The 19576-nt window shown below is 72.1% G+C and carries 20 protein-coding genes; 6 read left to right on the forward strand and 14 right to left on the reverse strand.

Annotated features, from left to right (window positions below; translation table 11 throughout):
- Positions 1-11: 11 nt before the first annotated feature.
- The 5 genes from KYY02_RS13175 to KYY02_RS13195 all read right to left on the reverse strand — a co-directional run bounded on the left by KYY02_RS13175 (position 12) and on the right by KYY02_RS13195 (position 2926).
- Positions 12-1163, reverse strand: coding sequence for a CobW family GTP-binding protein (locus tag KYY02_RS13175; protein WP_371238097.1), 1152 nt, complete (start codon positions 1161-1163; stop codon positions 12-14).
- Complete coding sequence (locus KYY02_RS13180; protein WP_371238098.1) at positions 1163-1408, reverse strand: type B 50S ribosomal protein L31; 246 nt, start codon at positions 1406-1408, stop codon at positions 1163-1165. Before KYY02_RS13180 ends, KYY02_RS13175 begins: the two co-directional genes overlap by 1 nt.
- 39 nt (positions 1409-1447) lie before the next feature.
- The gene (gene rpmG / locus KYY02_RS13185; protein ID WP_371238099.1) at positions 1448-1612 is read right to left on the reverse strand and encodes a 50S ribosomal protein L33; all 165 of its coding nucleotides are present in this window, start codon (positions 1610-1612) and stop codon (positions 1448-1450) included.
- Between the two features lie 322 nt (positions 1613-1934).
- Positions 1935-2726, reverse strand: coding sequence for a TauD/TfdA family dioxygenase (locus KYY02_RS13190; RefSeq protein WP_371238100.1), 792 nt, complete (start codon positions 2724-2726; stop codon positions 1935-1937).
- 17 nt (positions 2727-2743) lie between these two features.
- A complete protein-coding gene (locus tag KYY02_RS13195; RefSeq protein WP_371238101.1) occupies positions 2744-2926 on the reverse strand; it encodes a hypothetical protein in 183 nt (60 codons plus the stop codon).
- Between the two features lie 191 nt (positions 2927-3117).
- Here KYY02_RS13195 and KYY02_RS13200 point away from each other — a divergent pair, with 191 nt between their 5' ends.
- Positions 3118-3396 carry an ATP-binding cassette domain-containing protein gene (locus KYY02_RS13200; protein WP_371238102.1) on the forward strand — a complete coding sequence of 93 codons (279 nt, stop codon included), beginning with the start codon at positions 3118-3120 and terminating at the stop codon, positions 3394-3396.
- Between the two features lie 340 nt (positions 3397-3736).
- Here the strand turns inward: KYY02_RS13200 and KYY02_RS13205 are convergent, their stop codons facing one another.
- The 5 genes from KYY02_RS13205 to KYY02_RS13225 all read right to left on the reverse strand — a co-directional run bounded on the left by KYY02_RS13205 (position 3737) and on the right by KYY02_RS13225 (position 7662).
- Positions 3737-4747, reverse strand: a complete 1011-nt coding sequence (locus KYY02_RS13205) for an ABC transporter substrate-binding protein (protein WP_371238103.1) — start codon at positions 4745-4747, stop codon at positions 3737-3739.
- A gap of 16 nt (positions 4748-4763) precedes the next feature.
- Positions 4764-5537: an ABC transporter ATP-binding protein gene (locus KYY02_RS13210; RefSeq protein WP_371238104.1), complete on the reverse strand. Its 774-nt coding sequence runs from the start codon at positions 5535-5537 to the stop codon at positions 4764-4766.
- A gap of 1 nt (position 5538) precedes the next feature.
- Complete coding sequence (locus KYY02_RS13215) at positions 5539-6558, reverse strand: FecCD family ABC transporter permease (protein ID WP_371238105.1); 1020 nt, start codon at positions 6556-6558, stop codon at positions 5539-5541.
- 421 nt (positions 6559-6979) lie between these two features.
- Positions 6980-7357, reverse strand: a complete 378-nt coding sequence (locus tag KYY02_RS13220) for a hypothetical protein (protein ID WP_371238106.1) — start codon at positions 7355-7357, stop codon at positions 6980-6982.
- The gene (locus KYY02_RS13225; protein ID WP_371238107.1) at positions 7354-7662 is read right to left on the reverse strand and encodes a class I SAM-dependent methyltransferase; all 309 of its coding nucleotides are present in this window, start codon (positions 7660-7662) and stop codon (positions 7354-7356) included. The genes KYY02_RS13220 and KYY02_RS13225 overlap by 4 nt, the downstream gene beginning before the upstream one ends.
- Positions 7663-9493: 1831 nt before the next feature.
- Here KYY02_RS13225 and KYY02_RS13230 point away from each other — a divergent pair.
- From KYY02_RS13230 to KYY02_RS13245, 4 genes are all read left to right on the forward strand, one after another.
- Positions 9494-10264 carry a class I SAM-dependent methyltransferase gene (locus KYY02_RS13230; RefSeq protein ID WP_371238108.1) on the forward strand — a complete coding sequence of 257 codons (771 nt, stop codon included), beginning with the start codon at positions 9494-9496 and terminating at the stop codon, positions 10262-10264.
- A 17-nt stretch (positions 10265-10281) separates the two neighbouring features.
- On the forward strand, positions 10282-11328 hold the full coding sequence (locus KYY02_RS13235; protein ID WP_371238109.1) for a pyridoxal-phosphate dependent enzyme: 1047 nt from the start codon (positions 10282-10284) through the stop codon (positions 11326-11328).
- 135 nt (positions 11329-11463) lie between these two features.
- Positions 11464-12285, forward strand: a complete 822-nt coding sequence (locus tag KYY02_RS13240) for a Rossmann-like domain-containing protein (RefSeq protein WP_371238110.1) — start codon at positions 11464-11466, stop codon at positions 12283-12285.
- The gene (locus tag KYY02_RS13245) at positions 12282-13583 is read left to right on the forward strand and encodes an MFS transporter (RefSeq protein ID WP_371238111.1); all 1302 of its coding nucleotides are present in this window, start codon (positions 12282-12284) and stop codon (positions 13581-13583) included. Before KYY02_RS13240 ends, KYY02_RS13245 begins: the two co-directional genes overlap by 4 nt.
- Before the next feature lie 457 nt (positions 13584-14040).
- Here the strand turns inward: KYY02_RS13245 and aztD are convergent, their stop codons facing one another.
- The 4 genes from aztD to aztB all read right to left on the reverse strand — a co-directional run bounded on the left by aztD (position 14041) and on the right by aztB (position 18414).
- Entirely contained in the window at positions 14041-15246 is a 1206-nt protein-coding gene (gene aztD, locus KYY02_RS13250) for a zinc metallochaperone AztD (protein ID WP_371238112.1), read from the reverse strand.
- Positions 15247-15334: 88 nt separating this feature from the next.
- On the reverse strand, positions 15335-16294 hold the full coding sequence (gene aztC, locus KYY02_RS13255; RefSeq protein ID WP_371238113.1) for a zinc ABC transporter substrate-binding protein AztC: 960 nt from the start codon (positions 16292-16294) through the stop codon (positions 15335-15337).
- Complete coding sequence (locus KYY02_RS13260) at positions 16291-17541, reverse strand: hypothetical protein (protein WP_371238114.1); 1251 nt, start codon at positions 17539-17541, stop codon at positions 16291-16293. Before KYY02_RS13260 ends, aztC begins: the two co-directional genes overlap by 4 nt.
- Positions 17542-17556: 15 nt before the next feature.
- Positions 17557-18414: a zinc ABC transporter permease AztB gene (aztB, locus tag KYY02_RS13265; RefSeq protein ID WP_371238115.1), complete on the reverse strand. Its 858-nt coding sequence runs from the start codon at positions 18412-18414 to the stop codon at positions 17557-17559.
- A gap of 15 nt (positions 18415-18429) precedes the next feature.
- Between aztB and aztA the strand changes: the two genes are divergently transcribed.
- Positions 18430-19173 (forward strand): zinc ABC transporter ATP-binding protein AztA, encoded by a 744-nt coding sequence (gene aztA, locus KYY02_RS13270; RefSeq protein ID WP_371238116.1) that lies wholly within the window; start codon positions 18430-18432, stop codon positions 19171-19173.
- The last annotated feature ends 403 nt before the right edge of the window (positions 19174-19576 follow it).

The raw sequence follows: 19576 nt of genomic DNA on the forward strand, positions 1-19576 counted from the left end.
TTTTCGGAGGGTCAGGCGGGGTCGAGGAGGGTGTCGAAGGCGGTGGGCAGGCGCTTCCACGCCTCGCGCCCGGCGGCGTACTCGGCGTCCGTCAGCAGGCAGGAGTCGAGGAGCCCTTCGAGTCCTTCCCGGTCCAGGCCCGGGGAGGTGAAGACGAGATGCTGGCAGCAGTCGCCGTGTTCGGGGTGCCAGTCCAGTGACGCGGCGGCCCGCCGCACGGGCGGAACCGTCTCCCACGCGGCGTCGGGCAGAGAGGCCAGCCACGGGCCGGCGTTCTCCACACACAGCGCACCGCCCGCGGCCTCCCAGGAGAGCAGGGCGTCAGGGCGGTCGGCGAGCCAGAACCGGCCGCGGCTGCGCGCGGCCGCGCAGCACAGGTCCTCCAGCGCCTCGTGGAGACGTCCGGGGTGGAAGGGCCGACGGCGACGCCATACGAGCGTGGCCACACCGGCCTCGTCGGCGTTCTGGGGCAGCAGCGCGCACGCCGGGTGCTGGGCGGCGGCCGCCGACTCGACGTCGAAGCCGGCGAAGGCGACCTCGGCGAGCTCACCGGACCCCGCCGCCACCTGACGGGCGGTGGGGTGCAGCTGCGCGAGGAGCGCACGGTCCTCGCTGTCCGCCTCCTCGTTGTCGACCAGGGCGAGGACGGGCGCGTACTCCAGCTGGCGGGCCCAGGTGTCGCCGACGGTGCGCTGGTCGGTGGGGGCGGCCTCCAGACCCGCTTCGGCCAGGTCGTCGCCGTTGGCCAGGTAGGGCAGCACGAGTGCGGGGTCCACAGCGGTGATCACGTTGGTGAGGACCAGGCCGTCCCCCTCGTGCGCCGCGACGACCTCCGCCATCGCCTTCGGTTCGACCGAGTCCCACAGTTCGACGACGGCGAGCCGGGTCAGGCCGCTGCCGGCCAGCCGCTCCAGCTCGGGGATGAGATCCTCGCGCAGCGCGCAGCACGCGCAGTCGTTGACCAGCGGGGTCTCCCCCCGGCACAGGTCACCGGAGGCGTCGCGGATCAGGCGGCGCACGGCCCCGCTGCCCGCGCCGGTCAGGTCGTGGTGCAGGGCGACACTGCCGGGTACGGCCTTCAGGAGCCGGTCGACGACCTCCCTGCGGGCGTCCGCATGGAGCCCGGCCACGAGGACGACGGGCAGGCGGGTGTCCCGCCCCATCACCGGGCCCCGTAGCGGCGCTCGAAGCGTTCGACCCGGCCGGCGGTGTCCAGGACGCGGGCGGTGCCGGTGTAGAAGGGGTGACTCACCGAGGAGATCTCGACATCGACGAGCGGGTAGGTCCGGCCGTCCTCCCACTCGATCGTCTTGTCGCTGGTCATCGTGGAGCGGGTGAGGAAAGCGTGGTTCGAGGCGGTGTCACGGAAGACGACAGGGCCGTAAGCGGGGTGGATACCGGGCTTCATGGCTGAGGAGGACCTTTCGGGGGTGGGACGAGGAAGGTTTCAGCGTTCTTCGCGGAAGTCGACGTGACGGCCGACGACGGGGTCGTACTTGCGCAGCACCATCCGGTCGGGATCGTTGCGCCGGTTCTTACGGGTGACGTAGGTGAAGCCGGTGCCCTCGGTGGAGCGCAGCCTGACGACCGGGCGAAGTTCGTTGCGTGCCATGGGGCCACTATATGACAATGATTGCCATTACCAATAACCGGAGGCTGCGGAGAGGCGGACAGCACCCGTGCCCGCCCGCTGCCCACCGTCCGGCGCCGAGCCGGGCGAAGGCGGGGGCCGTGAGGAGGAGGCGGGCGCCCGGCAGGAACGCCGGCCTCGGACTCGACGACGAAGGCCCGCTCCGGCCGGCCGCCGACGTGCGTCGGACGGCTCGGCGGGCGGGCCCCCTGCCGATCTCCTGGAGTCGTGGCCGGTGACGGGCACCGGGGCGCCCTACGGAGCGCGTTCCGCGCGGTCCCGTGACGTGGGTCAGGGGGTCGGCTCAGCGGGCGTCGGCCGTGCGCAGGGTGAGGATGCGGACGGCACGCTCACCGGTGTGCGCGTCGCGGCCGTGCCAGCACCGGTAGTTGTCGAGGACGAGGATGTCGCCCTCGACGAGCCGGAAGCGCGGGAGGACCGGTTCGAGGGCGTGCACGGTCTCGTCGAAGCGGGCCAGCATGGCGCGCACCCGGTCGGTGTCCGGGTCACGGTGCAGGGGGGCGGCCCCGTCGGTGCGACGGACGACGCGGCGGCCGGTGCGGGCGTACTCGACGTGCCGGGCGACGCGTGGGGTGGAGGGAAGCCCGCGCAGTCCCGCCCACTTGCCGTACAGGTCGACGTCGGCGCCGGTGAGGAAGTCCAGGAGGGCGGGGTCCGTCGACGCGAGGCCGTCGACGAAGCCGTACGCGTCGACCGCGAAGGAGTCGCCCCCGGAACGAGCGGGCCTGACGTACTGGATCAGGACGTGGTCCTCATCCGGGTGGCGCCGCCTGCTGGGCACGCCGCCGACGTCGACGACGAGGTCGAGACTGTCGGCGTGCAGGTGGACGGGGCCGGCCTCCCGCGAGGTGCGCACGCGATGCGGGTACAGCTCGCGCAGGCGGCTGCCGAAGACGCGGGCCGCGGCGACCACGAGGGCGTCGGGGGTGTTCTCGTAACCGGTGAGGACGACGGCGCCGTCCCGTGACAGGAGGGCACGGGCCTCCTGTTCCCGTTCTCCGGACACCCGGTCGGGGACGACGCCCGCAAGCGCGGGGGGAGCAGGCGGCTGGGTGCTGCGACTGAGTGAGTGCATGACCCGAGACTGCCCCATCAGGCGGCCCTCCCGGCTCCTCGCCCGGCTCCTGACGGCGTTTCGGACCTGTGGGAGAAGTCGCGGGCGCTGGGCACGAGGGCGGCGACGGCCGGTGCGGTGAAGCAGGTCAGGGCACAGACCGCGAGGACCGCCCGGGTACCGAAGGCGTCGACGGCCGGGGCGATGAGGACGAGCCCCACCGGGGCGAGACCGTAGGAGAGTCGCCCTCGCCCGGACCGGGCTCACCGAACTCGCCGACAGGCACTGGAAGTCGCTGTCCGGCGGGGAACGCCAGCGCACCCACATCGCCCGCGCGCTGGCCCAGCGGCCCTGGTGCGTCCTGCTCGACGAGCCGACCAACCACCTGGACATCAAGCACCAGCTGCAACTGATGGAACTGCTGGCCTCCACCGACCAGACGGTGCTCGTCGCCCTGCACGACCTGTCCCTGGCCGCCCGCTGCTGCGACCGGCTGCTGCTCATGCACCAGGGACACCTGGTCGCCGAGGGGCCGCCCACGGCCGTACTGACCCCGGCCCGGCTGGCGGACGTCTTCGAGGTCCAGGCCGAGGCCGGCCTCGACGGCCTCGACGACCCCTCGGTCTCCTACCGCGGCACGGCACCACGGGACGACCGCCTCCGCCCGCATTCGTCCGTGAAGCACGCCTGAGTCCTCGCTCCCCCTTCCTCGCCCGTCCGGCGTGGGCTGACGCCGGCGAGGCCGGCTCCACGCGGGAGCCTCTCGGCCCTCCCCCGGCGACCGGCGTGGACGCCCTCCCTCCTGAAGGACGGGAGGACGCGGGGTGGTCCGCAGACCCCGCCCGCTTTCTCGACGCCCCGGCGGGTCCGGTGGCCGGTCCTCCGCCCCCTGCCCGCGGGCGGCAAAGGACCGGTGGCGCTGGGCTCGCCGGGGCGCTCTCCCCTGCGCAGCGGTCGCCCGGGGGCGGCGCTTGCGACCGGAGCGCCGGGGCCGTGTGCGGGGGACACGCCCCCGGCGCGTTGCGGCTCGGTCAGCTCTGGAGCTTCCTCAGGTACTTCGCGAACTTCTCCAGGCCGTCGATGTTGCGCGGCCCGCTGATGCCCTCGTTGTAGTCGAGGACGAAGAAGTTGTCCTTCCTGACGGCAGGCAGCTCCTTCGTGTGAGGGGACTTCCTCAGGAAGTCGATCTTCTTCTGGGCGGGCAGGTCCCCGTAGTCGAGGATCATGATGACTTCCGGCTCCGCTTCGGCGACGGCCTCCCAGTTCACCTGGGTCCACCTCTGGTCGAGGCCGTCGAAGACGTTCCTGCCGCCGGCGGTCCTGATGATGTCGTTGGGCGGGACCTGGTTGCCCGCGGTGAAGGGCTGGTCGGTACCCGAGTCGTAGAGGAAGACCGGCACCGGATCGCCCTCGGGCGCCTTCGCCTTGACGGCCTCCACCCGCTCCTTCAGCCCGGCGACGACCTCGTCCGCCTTCTCCTCGATCTGGAAGATCTTGCCCAGCCGGTCGAGATCGGTGTAAAGGGCCTCGAACGGAGACAGCTTCTCCGGGTACTCGGGGTAGTTGAAGCAGCTCTCGCTGTGCATGAAGCTCTGGATCCCGAGCTTGTCCAGGATCTCCGGAGTGATACCCCGCTCGTCCTTGAAGCCCGAGTTCCAGCCGGCGACGACGAAGTCGGACTTGGCCTCGACGACGATTTCCTTGTTGAGGAGGTCGTCACCGAGCATCTTCACCTCGGCGTAGTCACTCGCCCACGGTGACTCCTCCACCGGCGGGTTCGCCGGCGGCATCACGTAGCCGTACACGTGGTCGACCAGGCCGAGACTGAACAGCTTGTCGGCGCTTCCGCCTTCGTACGCCACGGCGCGCTCGGGAACCGTGTACTCGACCGGCTCACCGCACCTCTTGACGGTGACCTTCTCGGATGCCTTGGCATCCGGCTCCACCTCGGCGCCGCAGCCGCCGAGCAGCAGCGTGGCCGTGAGCGCGGAGCCGAGGACGGCGCGCTGCCGCACCCGGCGGGGAAAACGAGTCGTGTTCATGACCTGGTGGTGCCTTTCACAGGGAGGGATCGAGCGAATACAACAACTGCGGATCACCCGTCAGCGGGTGGGGCACGATGCTGGCCCTGACGCCGAACACCTCGTCGACGAGTTCCGTGGTGAGGACGTCCTCGGGCGCGCCGGTGGTGACGAGGCGGCCTTCGCGGAGAACACCGAGGCGGTCGCAGGCGGCCGCGGCGAGGTTGAGATCGTGCAGCACGACCAGGACGGTGAGTCCCGAGCCGCGCAGGAGGGAGAGCAGTTCGATCTGGTGCCGTACGTCGAGGTGGTTGGTCGGCTCGTCGAGCACCAGGATCTTCGGCTCCTGGACGAGCGCCCGGGCCAGCAGGACACGCTGGCGTTCCCCGCCCGAGAGCGTCAGGACTCCGCGCCGGGCGAGGTGGCGGATGTCCAGCCGGTCCATCGCGCCCTCGCACAGCTCCCGCTCCCGGCGGCTGAGCGCCTGGTTGCCCCGGAGGTGCGGCGCGCGTCCGAGGGCGATGACCTCTTCGACCGTGAAGTCGAGGTCGACGGCGCCGTCCTGGGTCATGGCCGCGATGAGCTGCGCGGAGCGGCGCATCGTCAGGCCGGGGAGTTCCTGTTCACCCACCCAGACGGTGCCGGTGCTGGGCCGGAGTGCACGGTACACGCATCTGAGGGCGGTGGACTTGCCGCTTCCGTTCGGGCCGACCAGCCCCACGATCTGGCCGCTTCCCACCTCCAGGGACAGGTCACGTACCAGGCTCTTGCCGTCGGTCACCACCGAGAGCCCGTCAAGCCTGAGATCCATCTCAACGGCCTCCGAACATGTAGCCCTTGCGGCGCATCAGGGTGATGAACACCGGCACGCCGACCAGTGCGGTGATGACGCCCAGGGGCAGCTCGCGCGGTGCCACCAGCGTCCGGGACACCAGGTCGACCCACACCATGAAGATCGCTCCGGCCAGTGGCGCCACGGCCAGCACGCGGGCATGGGTGGCGCCGACGACCATGCGCACCACGTGGGGCATGACCAGTCCGACGAAGGCGATGGCGCCGCTGACGGCGACCATCACCCCCGTCACGAGCGAGGCCAGGACGAGCAGGGCCTTGCGGTGCCGGTCGGGACTGATGCCCAGGCTCGCGGCGGTCTCGTCCCCGAGGGCCAGCACGTCCAGCGCCCTGCCGTACCGGTACAGCACGGCCAGGCCGAGGACGACGGCCACGGACACGACCGGGAGCGCGCCCCAGCTCGCGGCGCCGAAGCTGCCCATCGTCCAGTACAGGACCATGCTGGTCGCCTCACTGTCCGGCGCGAAGTAGATGATCAGGCTCATCACCGCCTGGAAGCCCAGCGACATGGCCACGCCCGTCAGGACGAGACGCAGCGGGGAGAGCGCGCCCCGGCCGGCGGAGGCGACATACACCAGGAGCGACGCGACCAGGGCCCCGATGAAGGCACCGGCCGACACCGCGTAGACGCCCAGCGCCGCCAGCCCCCCGGTGACCGTGACGCCGACGGCTCCGACGGACGCGCCCGAGGAGACGCCCAGCACGAAAGGATCGGCGAGCGCGTTGCGCACCATGGCCTGGATGGCCACACCGATCGCGCTCAGCCCGGCCCCCACGAGCGCCGCGAGCAGCACCCGCGGCGTGCGGATCTGCCAGATGATCTGGTAGGTGGTCACCTCCTCCGCGGTGATGCGGCCGCCGCTGACCGCCGCCCACAGATACCGGGCGGTCTCCCCCGGCGCGATCACGGCGGCCCCCAGACCGATGGCCAACACGACCGAGGCGAGGAGGACGACGCACAGAACCGCGCAGGCAAGCACCAGGCCCTTGCGGGAGGTGAGCCGTCCCTTCGCCCCCGTCGCGGGTTCGGGGGGCGCCGCGCCGGATGACGTACCGGCATCCCTGCTCTCCGATGGCGCGGAGGTCGTTGGCGGTGACATAGAGCTCGGCCTTCCAGGTTGGACGGAACGTACTCATCAGGCGCGTGGCGTCCGCCCGTCATCCCGGGCGGACGCCGGTACTGCACCGGCTACGCGGAAGCAGGCGCGCCGCCTGCCTCTTCCTCGTCGGCCCGAACCGCGCGATGCGGTGGAGCGGCAGCCCTCGGCGCACGACGGGCCCGGGCGCCGAGGACGACGGCGACACCCGGACAGCCGGCCAGGGCCGTGCCCGCGAACACTCCGGGACCCGGCCCGGCGGCATCGAGATGGCGCCTCCCTCCTCGTCCCGGCGCGAACCGGCTCAGGGCAGTTCGAAGGGCAGGCCCATGCCGTCGAGCAGGCCCCTGCGCCCGGTGCCGGACACCACGGACCGCAAGACACCGGGCACGGCGAGCGGGACGTACCGCACGTCGGTACATGACAGCGAGCGGGCGGCGAGCCGGTCCCGGAGCGGCCGGGGTGTCCCGGCGGGTCGGAGCAGCCGGGCCGGCCGTGGGACGTCGGCGAGGCACGGCCGTTCCGGGACGACGGCCCGGCGGATCGGCTCAGGCAGCAACTCGAGCGCGCCCTGGGACCAGACGGCCACGGTCAACCGGCCGCCGGGCCGCACCAGACTCAGCAGTCGCTCCGCTCCTGCCTCCGCGTCGGGGGACGAGGAAATGCCGGGCGAACACATCACGGCGTCGTCACCACCGGGGGTACGGGCCAGTCGAGGACGTCGCCACGCACGAAGCGCACGTTGTCGAGACCGCGGACCGCGGCCCCGCTCGAGCGAGGCTCCGCGAGGTCGGCCGCATCGATCGCACGGTGCGGGCCGGCCTGCTCGGCGGCCGGAATCGCGGACGGTCCCGAGCCGCACCACGTGCCGAGCACATGCGCACCGGGGCGCAGGCGTGCAGCCTTGACGGTCGCCGTACCGATCGGCGACCAAGCGCTGGACAGCCGGTCGAAGCTCCCCGTCTCTTCCGCCGATCCGGCGGCCACGTCGCACGATCCCATGCACACTCCCGTCCGAGGATGGCAACAAGACTAGCGCATATGAAAACGACAACCACTCCCTTTGCGCGACGACGGTCACGCCGCATCGCCGAAGTCGCCATGAAGGCTCGGCGGGCGCCTGCACCCGGCGCGGGATCCGAACCGGTGACGGCCGGCGGAGAGGGGAAGAGGGGCTCAAGGCGCGGGGGGTCACCCGGCCATGCCGACTTCACGCGCGGCCACGCGTCGACCGCTCCGGCGGCCGTGACCTCCTCGCGCCGCGCAACAGCGGGGCACGCCCCGAGTTCCTGAGGAACCGGGCGCGTTCGCCGGCACCGGGGAGTTCCACCGGCCCTCCCAGGGCTCAGGGCGGTGGAGTTGGCCTTGAACCCCGCCGCTGGGCCCCCGCGGCATCCTGGAGCGCCTCGACCCGGCTGACGCAGTACGTGACGGAAGGGAAGCGGTCCCGTCGGCGACGATGCCGCCGTCCGCGTCGCCTTCGTGCCCCGGCCGGAACCGTAGTCGAGCCCCCTGCCCGAGTCGCCCCAGGCGGCCTCGTCGACACAGCCGCAACGTTCGCCCACGACCGGCTCGTCGGCGAAGACACGGGGCGCGTGATGGACACGGCGACCTCCTTCGGCACCGAGGGCCCATCCGCGAAGTCCGTCCGCACGGCGGGCGCCGGCAGACCTCCGGACGCGAAGGCGCCCGGGTGAGGCACCTTTCCGAGCCGGGGGGACCGACCCGGCGACCTCGCCGCCGCGCCCGCCCCCTCACCGCTTCGCGCCCGTCCCGAATCCTCACCGGGCTCCATGACTCCCTACGCACACAGGGACTCTCCACGCACCCAGGGAGTGGAACCCCCCTACGCCGGCCACCGGAAGTCCCGCAACGGCCAACCGCTGAACGATCAAAATACGATGTTGACAATCATTTTCAGCTGTTGCATGCTGCTCGGGCCCCACATCCTCCGCCCCGGCCGGCGGCCACGGTGCGATGACTACCGTATGTGACCTTCTGGGAGCAGCATGTCGATTCCTCACGGCCGCCGAGATTCCCCCGTCCTCAACGGGACCGCCGTCGGCGCTCCGGTGCCCGTCGGGTGCGCTGCCGGATCCGGCGGCGGCAGTCCGACGGCGGGCGGCAAGGGGAAGCCCCGGCACGGTGGCCCGTCACGCGCGCCGTTCACCGGTGGCGGCGAGCAGGAGACCCTCTCGGCGCATCGTGCCCGGTGCGATCCGGCTCGCCGTGCCGGTCTTCCGGCCGGCCGTACCGCCGCCCGGCGACGCGGCCGGCGTCCGCAGCGACGAGGACGTCGGCGCCGAGCAGGTGGCGGCGCTGCGCGAGCGGCTCCCAGGGCAACGGCCCTCGCCGGAACGGTTCACCGACCGGGCGCCGAGGACCCTCACCGGTGATCCGGGCACGCGCACGACGGCCTGTCCGGGGGCGGGTTGCAGCGGGCGGCCATCACCGCACCCGGCATCCTCATCCACGACGAGGTCACGACCGCATCGGACCCCGTGGCCACCGATGCGGGCCCCGCCGAGCCGGCGAGGCTCCCGCAGGAGCACAGCACCGCGCTCCTGCGGGTGAGCCACGACCTCGGACGCCCCGCCGCCGTCGCGCACCACCACCTCGTCGTCATCGACGACGGCCTCATCGTCGAAACCGTCACCCCCCGACCAGGTGTTGCGAGTTCCACGGGCCACCCTCACCCGGCGCCCCGTACGCGCCGTGAATCCCGGTGCGGGCCGGACGGCTACGGATCTGGCCGCACCGGCCGCACCCGGTCCCTGCCCCACGAACGTCCACCACACGCCCCGACCAGGGAGGACCCATGACCGACCGAACAGCAGCCGCCGCAGCATCCCGGGACGACGCCCGCGCCCTGCTGGACGCGCTGCCCGACACGCTGCCCCGGGACGAGATCCTCGCCCTCAACAGCGGCGGCTCGAAGCCCGACGTCCACACCGAGCGGTCGTACGAGTACAACGGCTGGACGTTCGCCCTGCCGCCCGGCGTCTTCAAGCCGGGCGACACCAGCCGCATCGTCCACGACCGCCTGCTGGACGGCACGATCCCCGTCAAGGGCAGGTCGTACGCGGCGATGGGCGTCGGCCTCGGTGTCGAGGCCGTGATCGCCGGCGCCCTGGGGGCGCGGGAGATCTACGCGGCCGACGTCCACCCGGACAGCGTCGCCGCGGCCGCGGAACACTACGCGCGGCTCGTCGGGGACCGGCCGGACACCGTCTTCCGGCCACTGGTCTCCAACCTCTTCGAGGAGTTCCCCGACTCGGCAGGACTGGACGTCATCACCTTCAACCCGCCCGCCGTCTCCACGCGGACCAGCGACGACCCCACGGTGGTGCGCAACGTCTGCGTGGGCGCCGGGATCGTCCTGCGCTTCTTCGACCAGATCGCCACCCGTGACCTGCTCGCCCCCGACGGCGAAATCTACCTCGTCGTCTCCAACACCGCCGAACTCAAGCGGATCGTCGGACACGGCATCGACGCCGGATTCCGCCCCGCCGTACTGCACCGCCAGACCTGGGAGGGCGACAACTGCCAGGCGTACCTGTTCAAGCTCAGCCGCCACCACGCCGCCTGATCCGGGAGGACGAGGACATGCACGAGCACATAGCCGAGGCCGTCAAGGAACCCGACGTCGTGACCGTCCCGCCGGGGGCGATCTGTCTGCGCTTCGAGACCATGAAGCTGTACTCGGCGCTCGGCGCGGTACGCCACCTGCTGGAGACCGGGCAGGTCGAGCCCGGCGACACCCTCGTCGACAGCTCCAGCGGCATCTACGCCCACGCGCTCGCCCTGGCCTGTCACCGCTACGGCCTGAACTGCCACATCGTCGGCTCCACGACCGTGGACCGCACGCTCCGCGTCCAGCTGGAGATCCTCGGCGCGACCCTCGAGCAGGTCCGCCCGTCGAAGAACCTGCGCCTGGACCAGAACCTCCGCGTCGAGCGGATCGGTGAACTGCTGCGCGAGAACCCGCACTACCACTGGATGCGGCAGTACCACGACGCCATCCACTACCTCGGTTACCGCGATGTCGCCGACCTGATCCGCAAGGAGGTCCCCGAGGGACCGCTGTCGCTCGTCGGGGGAGTGGGCACCGGGGCGTCCACCGGCGCCATCGCCACCTACCTGCGCGAGGCGGGCCGGGACGTCACGCTCGTCGGAGTGCAGCCGTTCGGCAGCGTCACCTTCGGTGCCGGGCACGTCTCCGATCCGGACATGATCATCGCGGGCATCGGCAGCTCCATCCCGTTCCGAAACGTCCGGCACGATCTCTACGACCGCATCCACTGGGTCAACTTCGACTACGCCATGTCGGGCGCCGTCGAACTCCTGCGCGCCAGCGGCATCTTCGCCGGCCTCTCCGCGGGAGCCGCGTACCTCGCCACGCTCTGGGAGCGGGAGCGGGAGCGGGAGCGCGAGGCGGACCGTACGTACGTCTTCATGGCCGCCGACACCGGACACCGCTACGTCGACAGCGCCTACGCCCACCACCCCTCGGCCAAGGGCCTCGGGGCCATGCGCCCTCACGAGGTCACGGCCCAGGACGAACTGCGGCACCCGTGGTCCGCGATGGACTGGCCGCCGGCCGACAGTGCGCTGCTGGGCGGCGGTTCCGTTCCGGTGCCCGAGCGGGCCTGACCGGCGTTCCCCTCCGTCGTGTTCCCCGCCCGCCGGACCCTCCGGGCTCCCTGTCCTCCCCTGTCGGGCGGAACAACCCGCCGCCCTTCCCCGACTTCCCGTCCCGGTCACCAACACCTCCGAGAAGGAACCGACATGCCTCCCTCGCAGCCGTACTCCGTACCCGAGCTCCAGCAGGCCGTCCTCGACGGCTCCTTCGGCCCCAGCCCACGGGAACTGGCCGTCACCAGCGCCTTCTGGCTCCACCACACCACCCGGCTCGCCGGCAGCCAGGTCACCTACCGCAACAGCTATCTGCTGCTGAGGTCCGGCGACGCCTTCGGCGCCTGCTCCTTCGAAGCCGGCGAGGTCTCCGCCGACTTCTGCGCCGACGCGTCCGGGCACACCCTCGACACCCTCATCCGGCACGACTCGGAGCCGGTGCGCATCGCCGCGCTCGACGCCTACCTCGGGCGCGTCCAGCCGCACCGCAGTGCCGCGAACGCCGAGACCGTCACCCTGCCCACCGGAACCCCGGAGGAGCGCGCGCAGGCCAGGGACGCGGCCGTCGCCGGGCTCCTCGACATCGAACCCGGGGCGAAGGTAGCCCTCATCGGTGTCGTCAACCCGCTCGTCGCCGCGATACGCGAGCAGGGCGGTGTCCCGTTGCCCTGCGACTTCAACCTGCGCACCACCAACTGGGGCGACCCCGTCACCGACGACATGACGCAGGTACTCGCCGAGGCGGACGCCGTGGTCGCCACCGGCATGACCCTCGGCAACGGCAGCTTCGACCGGATCCTCGAACACTGCCGCAAGCAGGAACTCCCCCTGGTGGTGTACGCCCAGACCGGCAGCGCCGTCGCGCGTGCCTTCCTGGGCGCCGGCGTGACCGCGCTCTCCGCCGAGCCCTTCCCCTTCTCCCAGTTCAGCGCCGACGCCACCGCGCTGTACCGGTACCGGGCGGAGCGGACATGAGCAGCGAGACCCAGGGTCCCGAGGCTCCCGGTAAGGCCGCCGGCACAGCCGCGGGGCAGGCCGTGACGGGCGACGGAGCCGTACCGGGCGACCTCGAGATGACCCGCCTCCTCTGGCCGTTCATGCTCGCCTCGGCCGTCGGGCTGGTGCCCTTCACCATCTACAGCACCTTCCTCGTGCCCATCGCCCACGCGGCGGACGGCGGCGTCGCCGCACTCGGCCAACTGCGCGGTCTCGGCGGACTCGCGGCCCTGGCCGTGGGCACCGCGCTGGCGCCGCTGATCGACCGGGTGCGCAGGGAACGGGCGGCGGCGGGCGGACTCGCCGTCCTGGCCGCCTCCGCCGCACTCGGCGCGAGCGGCGACTTCCTGATGCTGGCGGCCTTCTGCCTGCTCGTCGGCGCCGGTACGGCGGTACTGAACCCCGCGCTGACGGCGGCCGCCGCCGACCGCTTCGACAACGACGCCGCCGCGGGACGCGCGGCGACCCTGGTCACCGCCACCCAGTCGCTGACCGCCCTCCTCGCAGCGCCGCTGGTCGCGCTGCCGGCCCTGCTGTGGGGCTGGCAGGGCGACCTGTGGGCCGTCGCCGTGATCTCGTCCGTACTGGCCCTGTACTTCCTCCTCCGGGGCCGCCGTGGCCGTGATACGGACGGTGGGACCGCGAAGTCGGCGGACCGGGTGGAGAAGCCGGGATACCTGGAGTCGTTCCGGCTGCTGGGAGCCCTGCCCGGAGTGGTCCCGCTGCTGCTGGTCGCCATGCTGCGGACGGCGGCCTTCATGGGCTACCTCGCCTACCTCGCCGCCTTCTACGACGAGCGCTTCGGCCTCGGGCCCGAGACCTTCGCGGTCGTGTGGACGCTCAGCGGCGCGTCGTTCTTCCTGGGGAACCTGTTCGCCGGCCGGCTGCTGAGCGCGGACCGGACGAGGATCTCCGGCGAACACCTGATGGCACTGGCACTGCTGGTGGCGCTGTCCGCCCTGGTCGGTGTCTTCCTCACGGGGTCGCTGTTCCTCGCCCTTCCTCTGACGGCGCTGGTCGGCGCGGGACACGCGACGGTGGCGGCCTGCGTCACCACACTGCTCGTACGCCGCTGCGGCTCCCTGCGCGGCACGGCTCTGAGCGTCAACGCCGCCGGCATGAGCTTCGGCGTCTTCCTCGGAGCCGGACTCGGCGGCGTGGGGCTCTCGCTCGGCGGTTACCCCGGTACGGCAGTGGTGCTGGGCGGGCTGACGCTCGTGGCACTCGTCCTCGCCCGGATGGTGACCCGGTCCGCTCCTCCGCCCACCACGGTCTGAGACCCCGTCGCATGCCCCGCGCACCGCGTGTGACGCCAGCGGACCGCGGCCTGCGAGCCGTGCGACATGCTCCGGAGGCCCCGGCGTCGTACCACAGGAACAGCGTTCGTCAAGGAGTCGGTCGTGCCGGTCGCAGGGGCGCGGACCGGCCGGCGCACGACACGCCGGCGCGCCGCCGCCGGACAGGCCCTCGTCGGCTGCCCCGGCTTCGTCTGCGCCCGGGAACTCCATGTGCTCATGGGCAAGGCGGGGGGCCGCGGGGGCCTCACCACCGTGTACCGGGCGCTGCAGGACCTGGAGCGGGCCGGCGCCGCCGCCGTCGCGCGGGACTCCGTCCGACGGCGTGCCGGCCGGCCCCCTCGTACGCGTCCGTCCGGAAGTATCGGGGGCCGCAGCACCCGGTCGCGCCGGAACGGACCGGCGGACCGGGTGCACGGCGGCCTCGCCGAGGCCGGGATCAGTGGCCTGCGGCGACGCCGGAGAGTTCGTTCGTGCTCTTCGGCAGGGCCACCGACGCGAGCTTCTCGCCGGTCTCGATGTCGACGGCGTGCAGCTTGCGCTTGCCCGGCTCGGAGACGTACGCGGTGTGGTCGCGGACGAAGAGGGTGGGCCGGGCCTGCTGCCAGTCCAGCGGCTCCTGCCACTTGTCCACGACGGGGATCCTCTTCTCGACCTTGCCCGTTTCCGGGTCGATGACGTGGAGGGCGCCGTTGGTGCCGAGGACGAGGGCCTCACCGTGCGGACCGCGGCCGAGCGAGCGGAAGGAGTAGCTGGTGCCCAGGTCCACGAGGCGCAGCTTCGCGGTTTCGGTGTCGATGAGGGAGATGCGGGTGGGCCGCTCCAGTTCGGCGTCGGGGTCGGTCTTGTAGTCGCCCAGGAGGACCGGCGAGGCGTCGCTGCCCGCCTGGTTGCCGATGCGGCCGTAGTCGTCGGGGGCGTCGACCTTGGTGAACTTGCCGTTCTTGTAGATCAGGATGCCGTCCTCGCAGCCGACGGCGACGGCTTCGCCCTTGGCGGCGGCTTCGCCGTGGACACCGGGGCAGTCCTCGTTGCGCGCGATCTCCTTGTCGTTCCTGTCCAGCACGAGGGCGCCGGTGCGCTTCTCCTCGGTGCCGAGGGTGCTGAGGAGTTCGCCGTTGCTCAGTTCGATGGCGACGCCGTGGTGCGCCTCGGCGGAGGTGTAGGTGCGGCCTTCGGGCTTCTCGCCGCCGGCGAGGTCGGCGGGGTCGAAGACGTTGACCTCGCCGGTGCCGTCGGTGAACAGGACCGTCTTGCCGGCGTGCCGGACGACGTGGCCGGGCTTGGCGCCCTCGTAGGTGATGTCGGTGAAGGTCTGCTCGGCGGCGTTCAGTACGCGGAAGCCGGCGTCGGTGGAGACGATGACGTGGTCGTCGTCCCCGGCGGGGTTGACGCGGTTGAAGCCGGGCAGCTCGATCGTCCTGGCCGGCTTCAGGCTCTCGCCGTCCAGGACGTACAGGCCGCCGTCGAAGGTGGCGACCAGCGGGTCCTTGACGTCGGCGGCGGGTGTGGCGCCGGGGGTCGCCTTCGCCGCCTTCGTGTCAAAGGAGGTGCCGTCCCCTCCCCCGCAGGCGGTCAGGACCGCGGAGACGGCGAGGGCGAGGGCGGTTCCGGTCAGGGCTCTGTCGCGTGTCTTCTTGTTCACCGTGTGTGTTCCTTTCGGGCCGCGCGGACGCGGTGTCGATGTGTCGGGTGACGGGTGGCCGTGCCGGTGTCGGCGCGGTGACGCGGGTTCAGCCGGTGGTCAGGCCGTCGGTCATGGCGGTGGTGTTGGCGCGCATCATCCGCAGGTAGGTGCCGGCGCCCTTGCCCTTCTCGGTCAATGACTCGGAGTACAGCTCGACGACCCGTACCCGGCCGCCGAGCTCCGTGCGCAGGACCTCGGCCAGCCGCTTGGGCTGGGAGGAGTCGGCGAAGACGGTGTGCACCCCTGCTTCGCGCATGGCCTGGGTGAGCGAGCGCAGATCGGAGGAGCTGGGCGAGGCCAGGGTGGTGCCGCTGGGGACGACCGCGCCGATCACACGGAAGCCGAAGCGGTCGGCGAGGTAGCCGAAGACGTGGTGGTTCGTCACCAGCGCCCGCTTCTCCTCGGGGATGCGGGCGAAGGACTTCTCCATCCAGGTGGTGAGGTCGGCGAGTTGTCCGTCGTAGCGGTCGGTGTTGGCGCGGATCGTCCTCTCGTTCACGCCGTCCACGTGCTCGATCACCTGGCCGGCGATCAGGCCGGCGGCCTTGCGGACGCGGTCGGGGTCGGTCCAGAAGTGCGGGTCGGGTTGCCCGCCCCCCTCCTCGGGGCCGCCGTCGTCGTGCGCCCGGAAGGTGAGGGGGTCCACCGCGCGGCCGGCCTCGAAGGTGGCCACGCCGGACTCGCGTGCGGCGTCGACGTGCCGCAGCACGTTCTCCTCCAGGCCCAGTCCGTTGAAGACCACGAGGTCGGCCCGCTCCAGTTCGGCGGCCTGCACGGCCGACAGGCCGAAGGAGTGCGGGTCGGCGTTCGGTTTCATCAGCACCGTGACGTCGGCCTCGTCGCCGACGATCTCCCGGGTGATGTCGCCGAGGATGTTGGTCGTCACCACGACCCTGGGCCGGTCGTCGGTGCTCGTGCAGGCGGTGGCCGTGGCGGCACAGGCGAGGGCGAGCAGGGACGGCAGCAGGCGGCGCAGCCGCGGAACGGTTCGCTTCGGTGTCGTCATCGTCCGGTCTCCGCCATCAGCGTCGGCTCCATGTCGAGGTCGAAGGTGCGGGCGACGCGCAGGTTGTCGTTGTAGTCGATCTCGTACACGCGGTCGCCCGCGGGGTCGTTGAGGTAGGCGCGGCTGCGGTCGACCTCGATGGCGGGGCCCGCGGTGCCGTCGGTACGGGTCCCGGGGGCGTCGGTCAGGAGCCGCTCGGTCCTGGACACCTGCTTGCCCGTGGCGATGTCGTAGCCGTGCAGGGCTCCGTCGTCCTGGAGGACGAGCAGGGGTGAGCCCTCGCCCGCGGTGTTGACGGCGACGACGGGTCCGGTCCTCACCCGTGTCCAGGTGCGTTCGGTGACGTCCAGCACCCACACGGCGCGCCTTCCGGCACGCGCCGTGAGCGTGTCGCTCCCCGCCCGGTGGTGGAAGGACGAGGCGCGTTCCCGCGCGGGGACGTCGGCCCCGTACGGGATCTTCTCGGCCGTGAAGCCGCCGTCGTCCTCACTGATCAGCAGGGCTCCGTCCGCACAGCCGAAGACGACTCCGCGCCGGGTGACGGCGTCGCCGCGCGGGTTCTCGCACTCCGCCTCCGGCGAGGCGACCCGCTTGCCCTTCCGGTCGCGCACCACGGCCTTCGTGGCTTCGCCTTCTTCGGCCGTGAGGGCGATGAGGTGTTCCGCGTACGGCACGACGGCGCTCTCGTGGGTTCCGGGCAGCGTGCAGGGGTCGCCCACCTCGCCCTTCTCCAGTTCGTTCCGCCGGTAGAGGGCGGCCCGGCCGTCCCCGCCGGTCACGGCGGTCACAGCGGCGTCGCTGCGGACCCGCGCGCCGGCGCCCGCGGGTATGCGGCCGGCGTCGCGTATCGCGGCGCGGTAGTAGTGCACGTGGTCGCCGTGGTCCACCGTCCAGGCGCCGCCGTCCAGGACACGGGTGCCGCTTGTGGTGTGGAGGTAACCGAACCGGCCGTCCGTGGTGAGCTCCGAGACACCGGTGGTCCGGGACACCTCGTGCGCCTTCCCGGTGATCAGGTCCAGTACCCGGGTGTCGCCGGTCTCCGGATCGTTGAGCAGCAGCCGGGACTGCTGCTCGGCCGCCTCCTGCGCTCCCTCGACGTGACCGTGCGGGGTGGCGGAGGTGGACGGGCCCTCCCCCGGAGGGGAGGCGACGCCGTCCTGTCCCGCGCAGCTCGTGGCGAGCAACGCGAGGGCCGCGAGCACGGTCGACCCCCATGCAGTGACGTTTCTTCGGACGAACAAGGACATCGCCTCAGGTCTTTCTCAGTCGGTCGTCGCCGGACGGATGCCGGTCGAACGGGCGCGGCGACGGTGGCGGATGCCGGATGCCAGGTGGGACAGGAAGAACAGGCCCACCGCGAGGGCCGAGACGGTCGCGCCGGCGGCGGTGCTCAGGTGCCAGGACAGCAGCAGGCCGCCGAACGTGGCGGTCACACCGGTCAGCGCCGCGAGCACCATCACGCCCCGCACACTCCGCGCCCACGGCAGCGCGGCCGCCGGCGGAGCGATGAGCAGGCCCAGGACCAGCAGCGTCCCCACGATGTGGAACGAGGCGACGATGGCCAGCGCCAGCAGGCCGAGCAGCGCGGCGTGGGCCAGGCGGGGCCGCAGGCCGAGCGTCCGGGCCTTGCGCGGGTCGAACGCCAGGGCCAGGAAGGCCCGGTGGCCGAGGACCGACACGGCCAGCGCCAGCAGCAGCGCCCCGCCCAGCAGCACCAGGTCCTGCTCACGGACGGCGAGGACGTCGCCGAAGAGGAAACCGGTCAGGTCCACCGCGAAGGACTGCGATCGCGACACGATGATGACGCCGAGCGACAGCATGCCCACGAACAGCAGACCGATCCCGGTGTCCTCCGACAGCCTCGGCCCACGGCCGAGGGCGGTGACACCGGCCGTCATGACAGCCGCACTGAGCAACGCCCCCACCAGCAGGTTCCCTCCCAGAAGCGCGGCGAGCGCGACTCCGGGCAGCAGCCCGTGGGACATGGCGTCGCCGAGGAAGGCCATTCCCCTGAGCACCACCCAGGTTCCCGCCAGGGCGCAGATCGCCGACACCAGGACGCCGCCCCACAGCGCCCGTTGCACGAAGGTCACCTCGAAAGGGCCTGTCAACCACTCCATGCGGAGCACACTACAATGAAAATCATGTTCACTCGATACGAGCCCCCACCCGTCACCACCGGGGACGCGGCACTCCACATCCACTTCGCGGAGCTGTCCGCGGGGTACGCCGGCCACCCCGTTCTTCACCAACTCAACGGTGGGATAAGCGTGTTGACCACCACTGCGCTCGTCGGTCCCAACGGCAGCGGGAAGTCCACCCTGCTCGGCGTACTGGCCGGCGTGATCCAGCCCACAGCCGGCACGCTCCGTCACTTCGGCGGCCGGCCACCGGCGTTCGTCCCCCAGCGCGGCGCCGTCGGCGACGCACTGCCGTTGACGGTCCGCCAGACCGTGGAGATGGGACGCTGGGGCGAACGCGGCCCATGGCGCCGGCTCACCCGTCGGGACCGGGCCGCGGTGGACTCGGCCCTGGACCGCCTCGGCATCGCCGACCTGGCCGCGCGGCAGCTCGGCGAACTGTCCGGCGGACAGAGGCAGCGCGCCCTGATCGCCCAAGGACTCGCCCAGGAGTCGGACCTGCTCCTCCTGGACGAGCCGACCACCGGGCTCGACCCCGAGGCCAGGCAACGCCTAGCGACACTGCTGACGGACCTGGTCGACGACGGCGTCACCGTCGTCCACGCCACGCACGACCTGGACGCCGCCCGCTCGGCCGACGCCTGTCTCCTGCTGCGCGAGGGCCGCCTGGTGGGCCAGGGGCACCCCGAGAAAGTCCTCACTCCCCCGGCACTCGCCCGGATCCGGCAACCCATGTGAGGCCCCACAGCCGACGGCGCCCCCTGCCCCGGCCCCAAGGAGCCGACGACACCGGCACGGCACACAAGACGTCCGGGCGCCTCCCGGTCCTGACCACCGGAACCGTACTGCCGCTGCTCGACACGAGCGACGTGCACCGCGCGCCCGGCCCGACCGACGACCGCTCCCCCGCCCCTCCTTCCGGCACCGGGCACCACGGGCACACGCTTCCCCGACGCCAGGAGAGCACGACCCCCTCGGCGAAACCGAGGCACACACGCGGTCGCCGTGCGCGGACGTGACCGGCACCGAGGCTTGGCGCCCCGGGCCCGGAGGCTCACCGTCGACGCACAACCGCTTGCCCGCCTCCTGTTGCGACATGCCGCCCGACACCAACTATCGGATATGAAAACCGTTGTCGTAT

The organism is Streptomyces pimonensis (assembly GCF_041380215.1).
GTDB classification, from domain to species: Bacteria; Actinomycetota; Actinomycetes; order Streptomycetales; family Streptomycetaceae; genus Streptomyces; species Streptomyces pimonensis.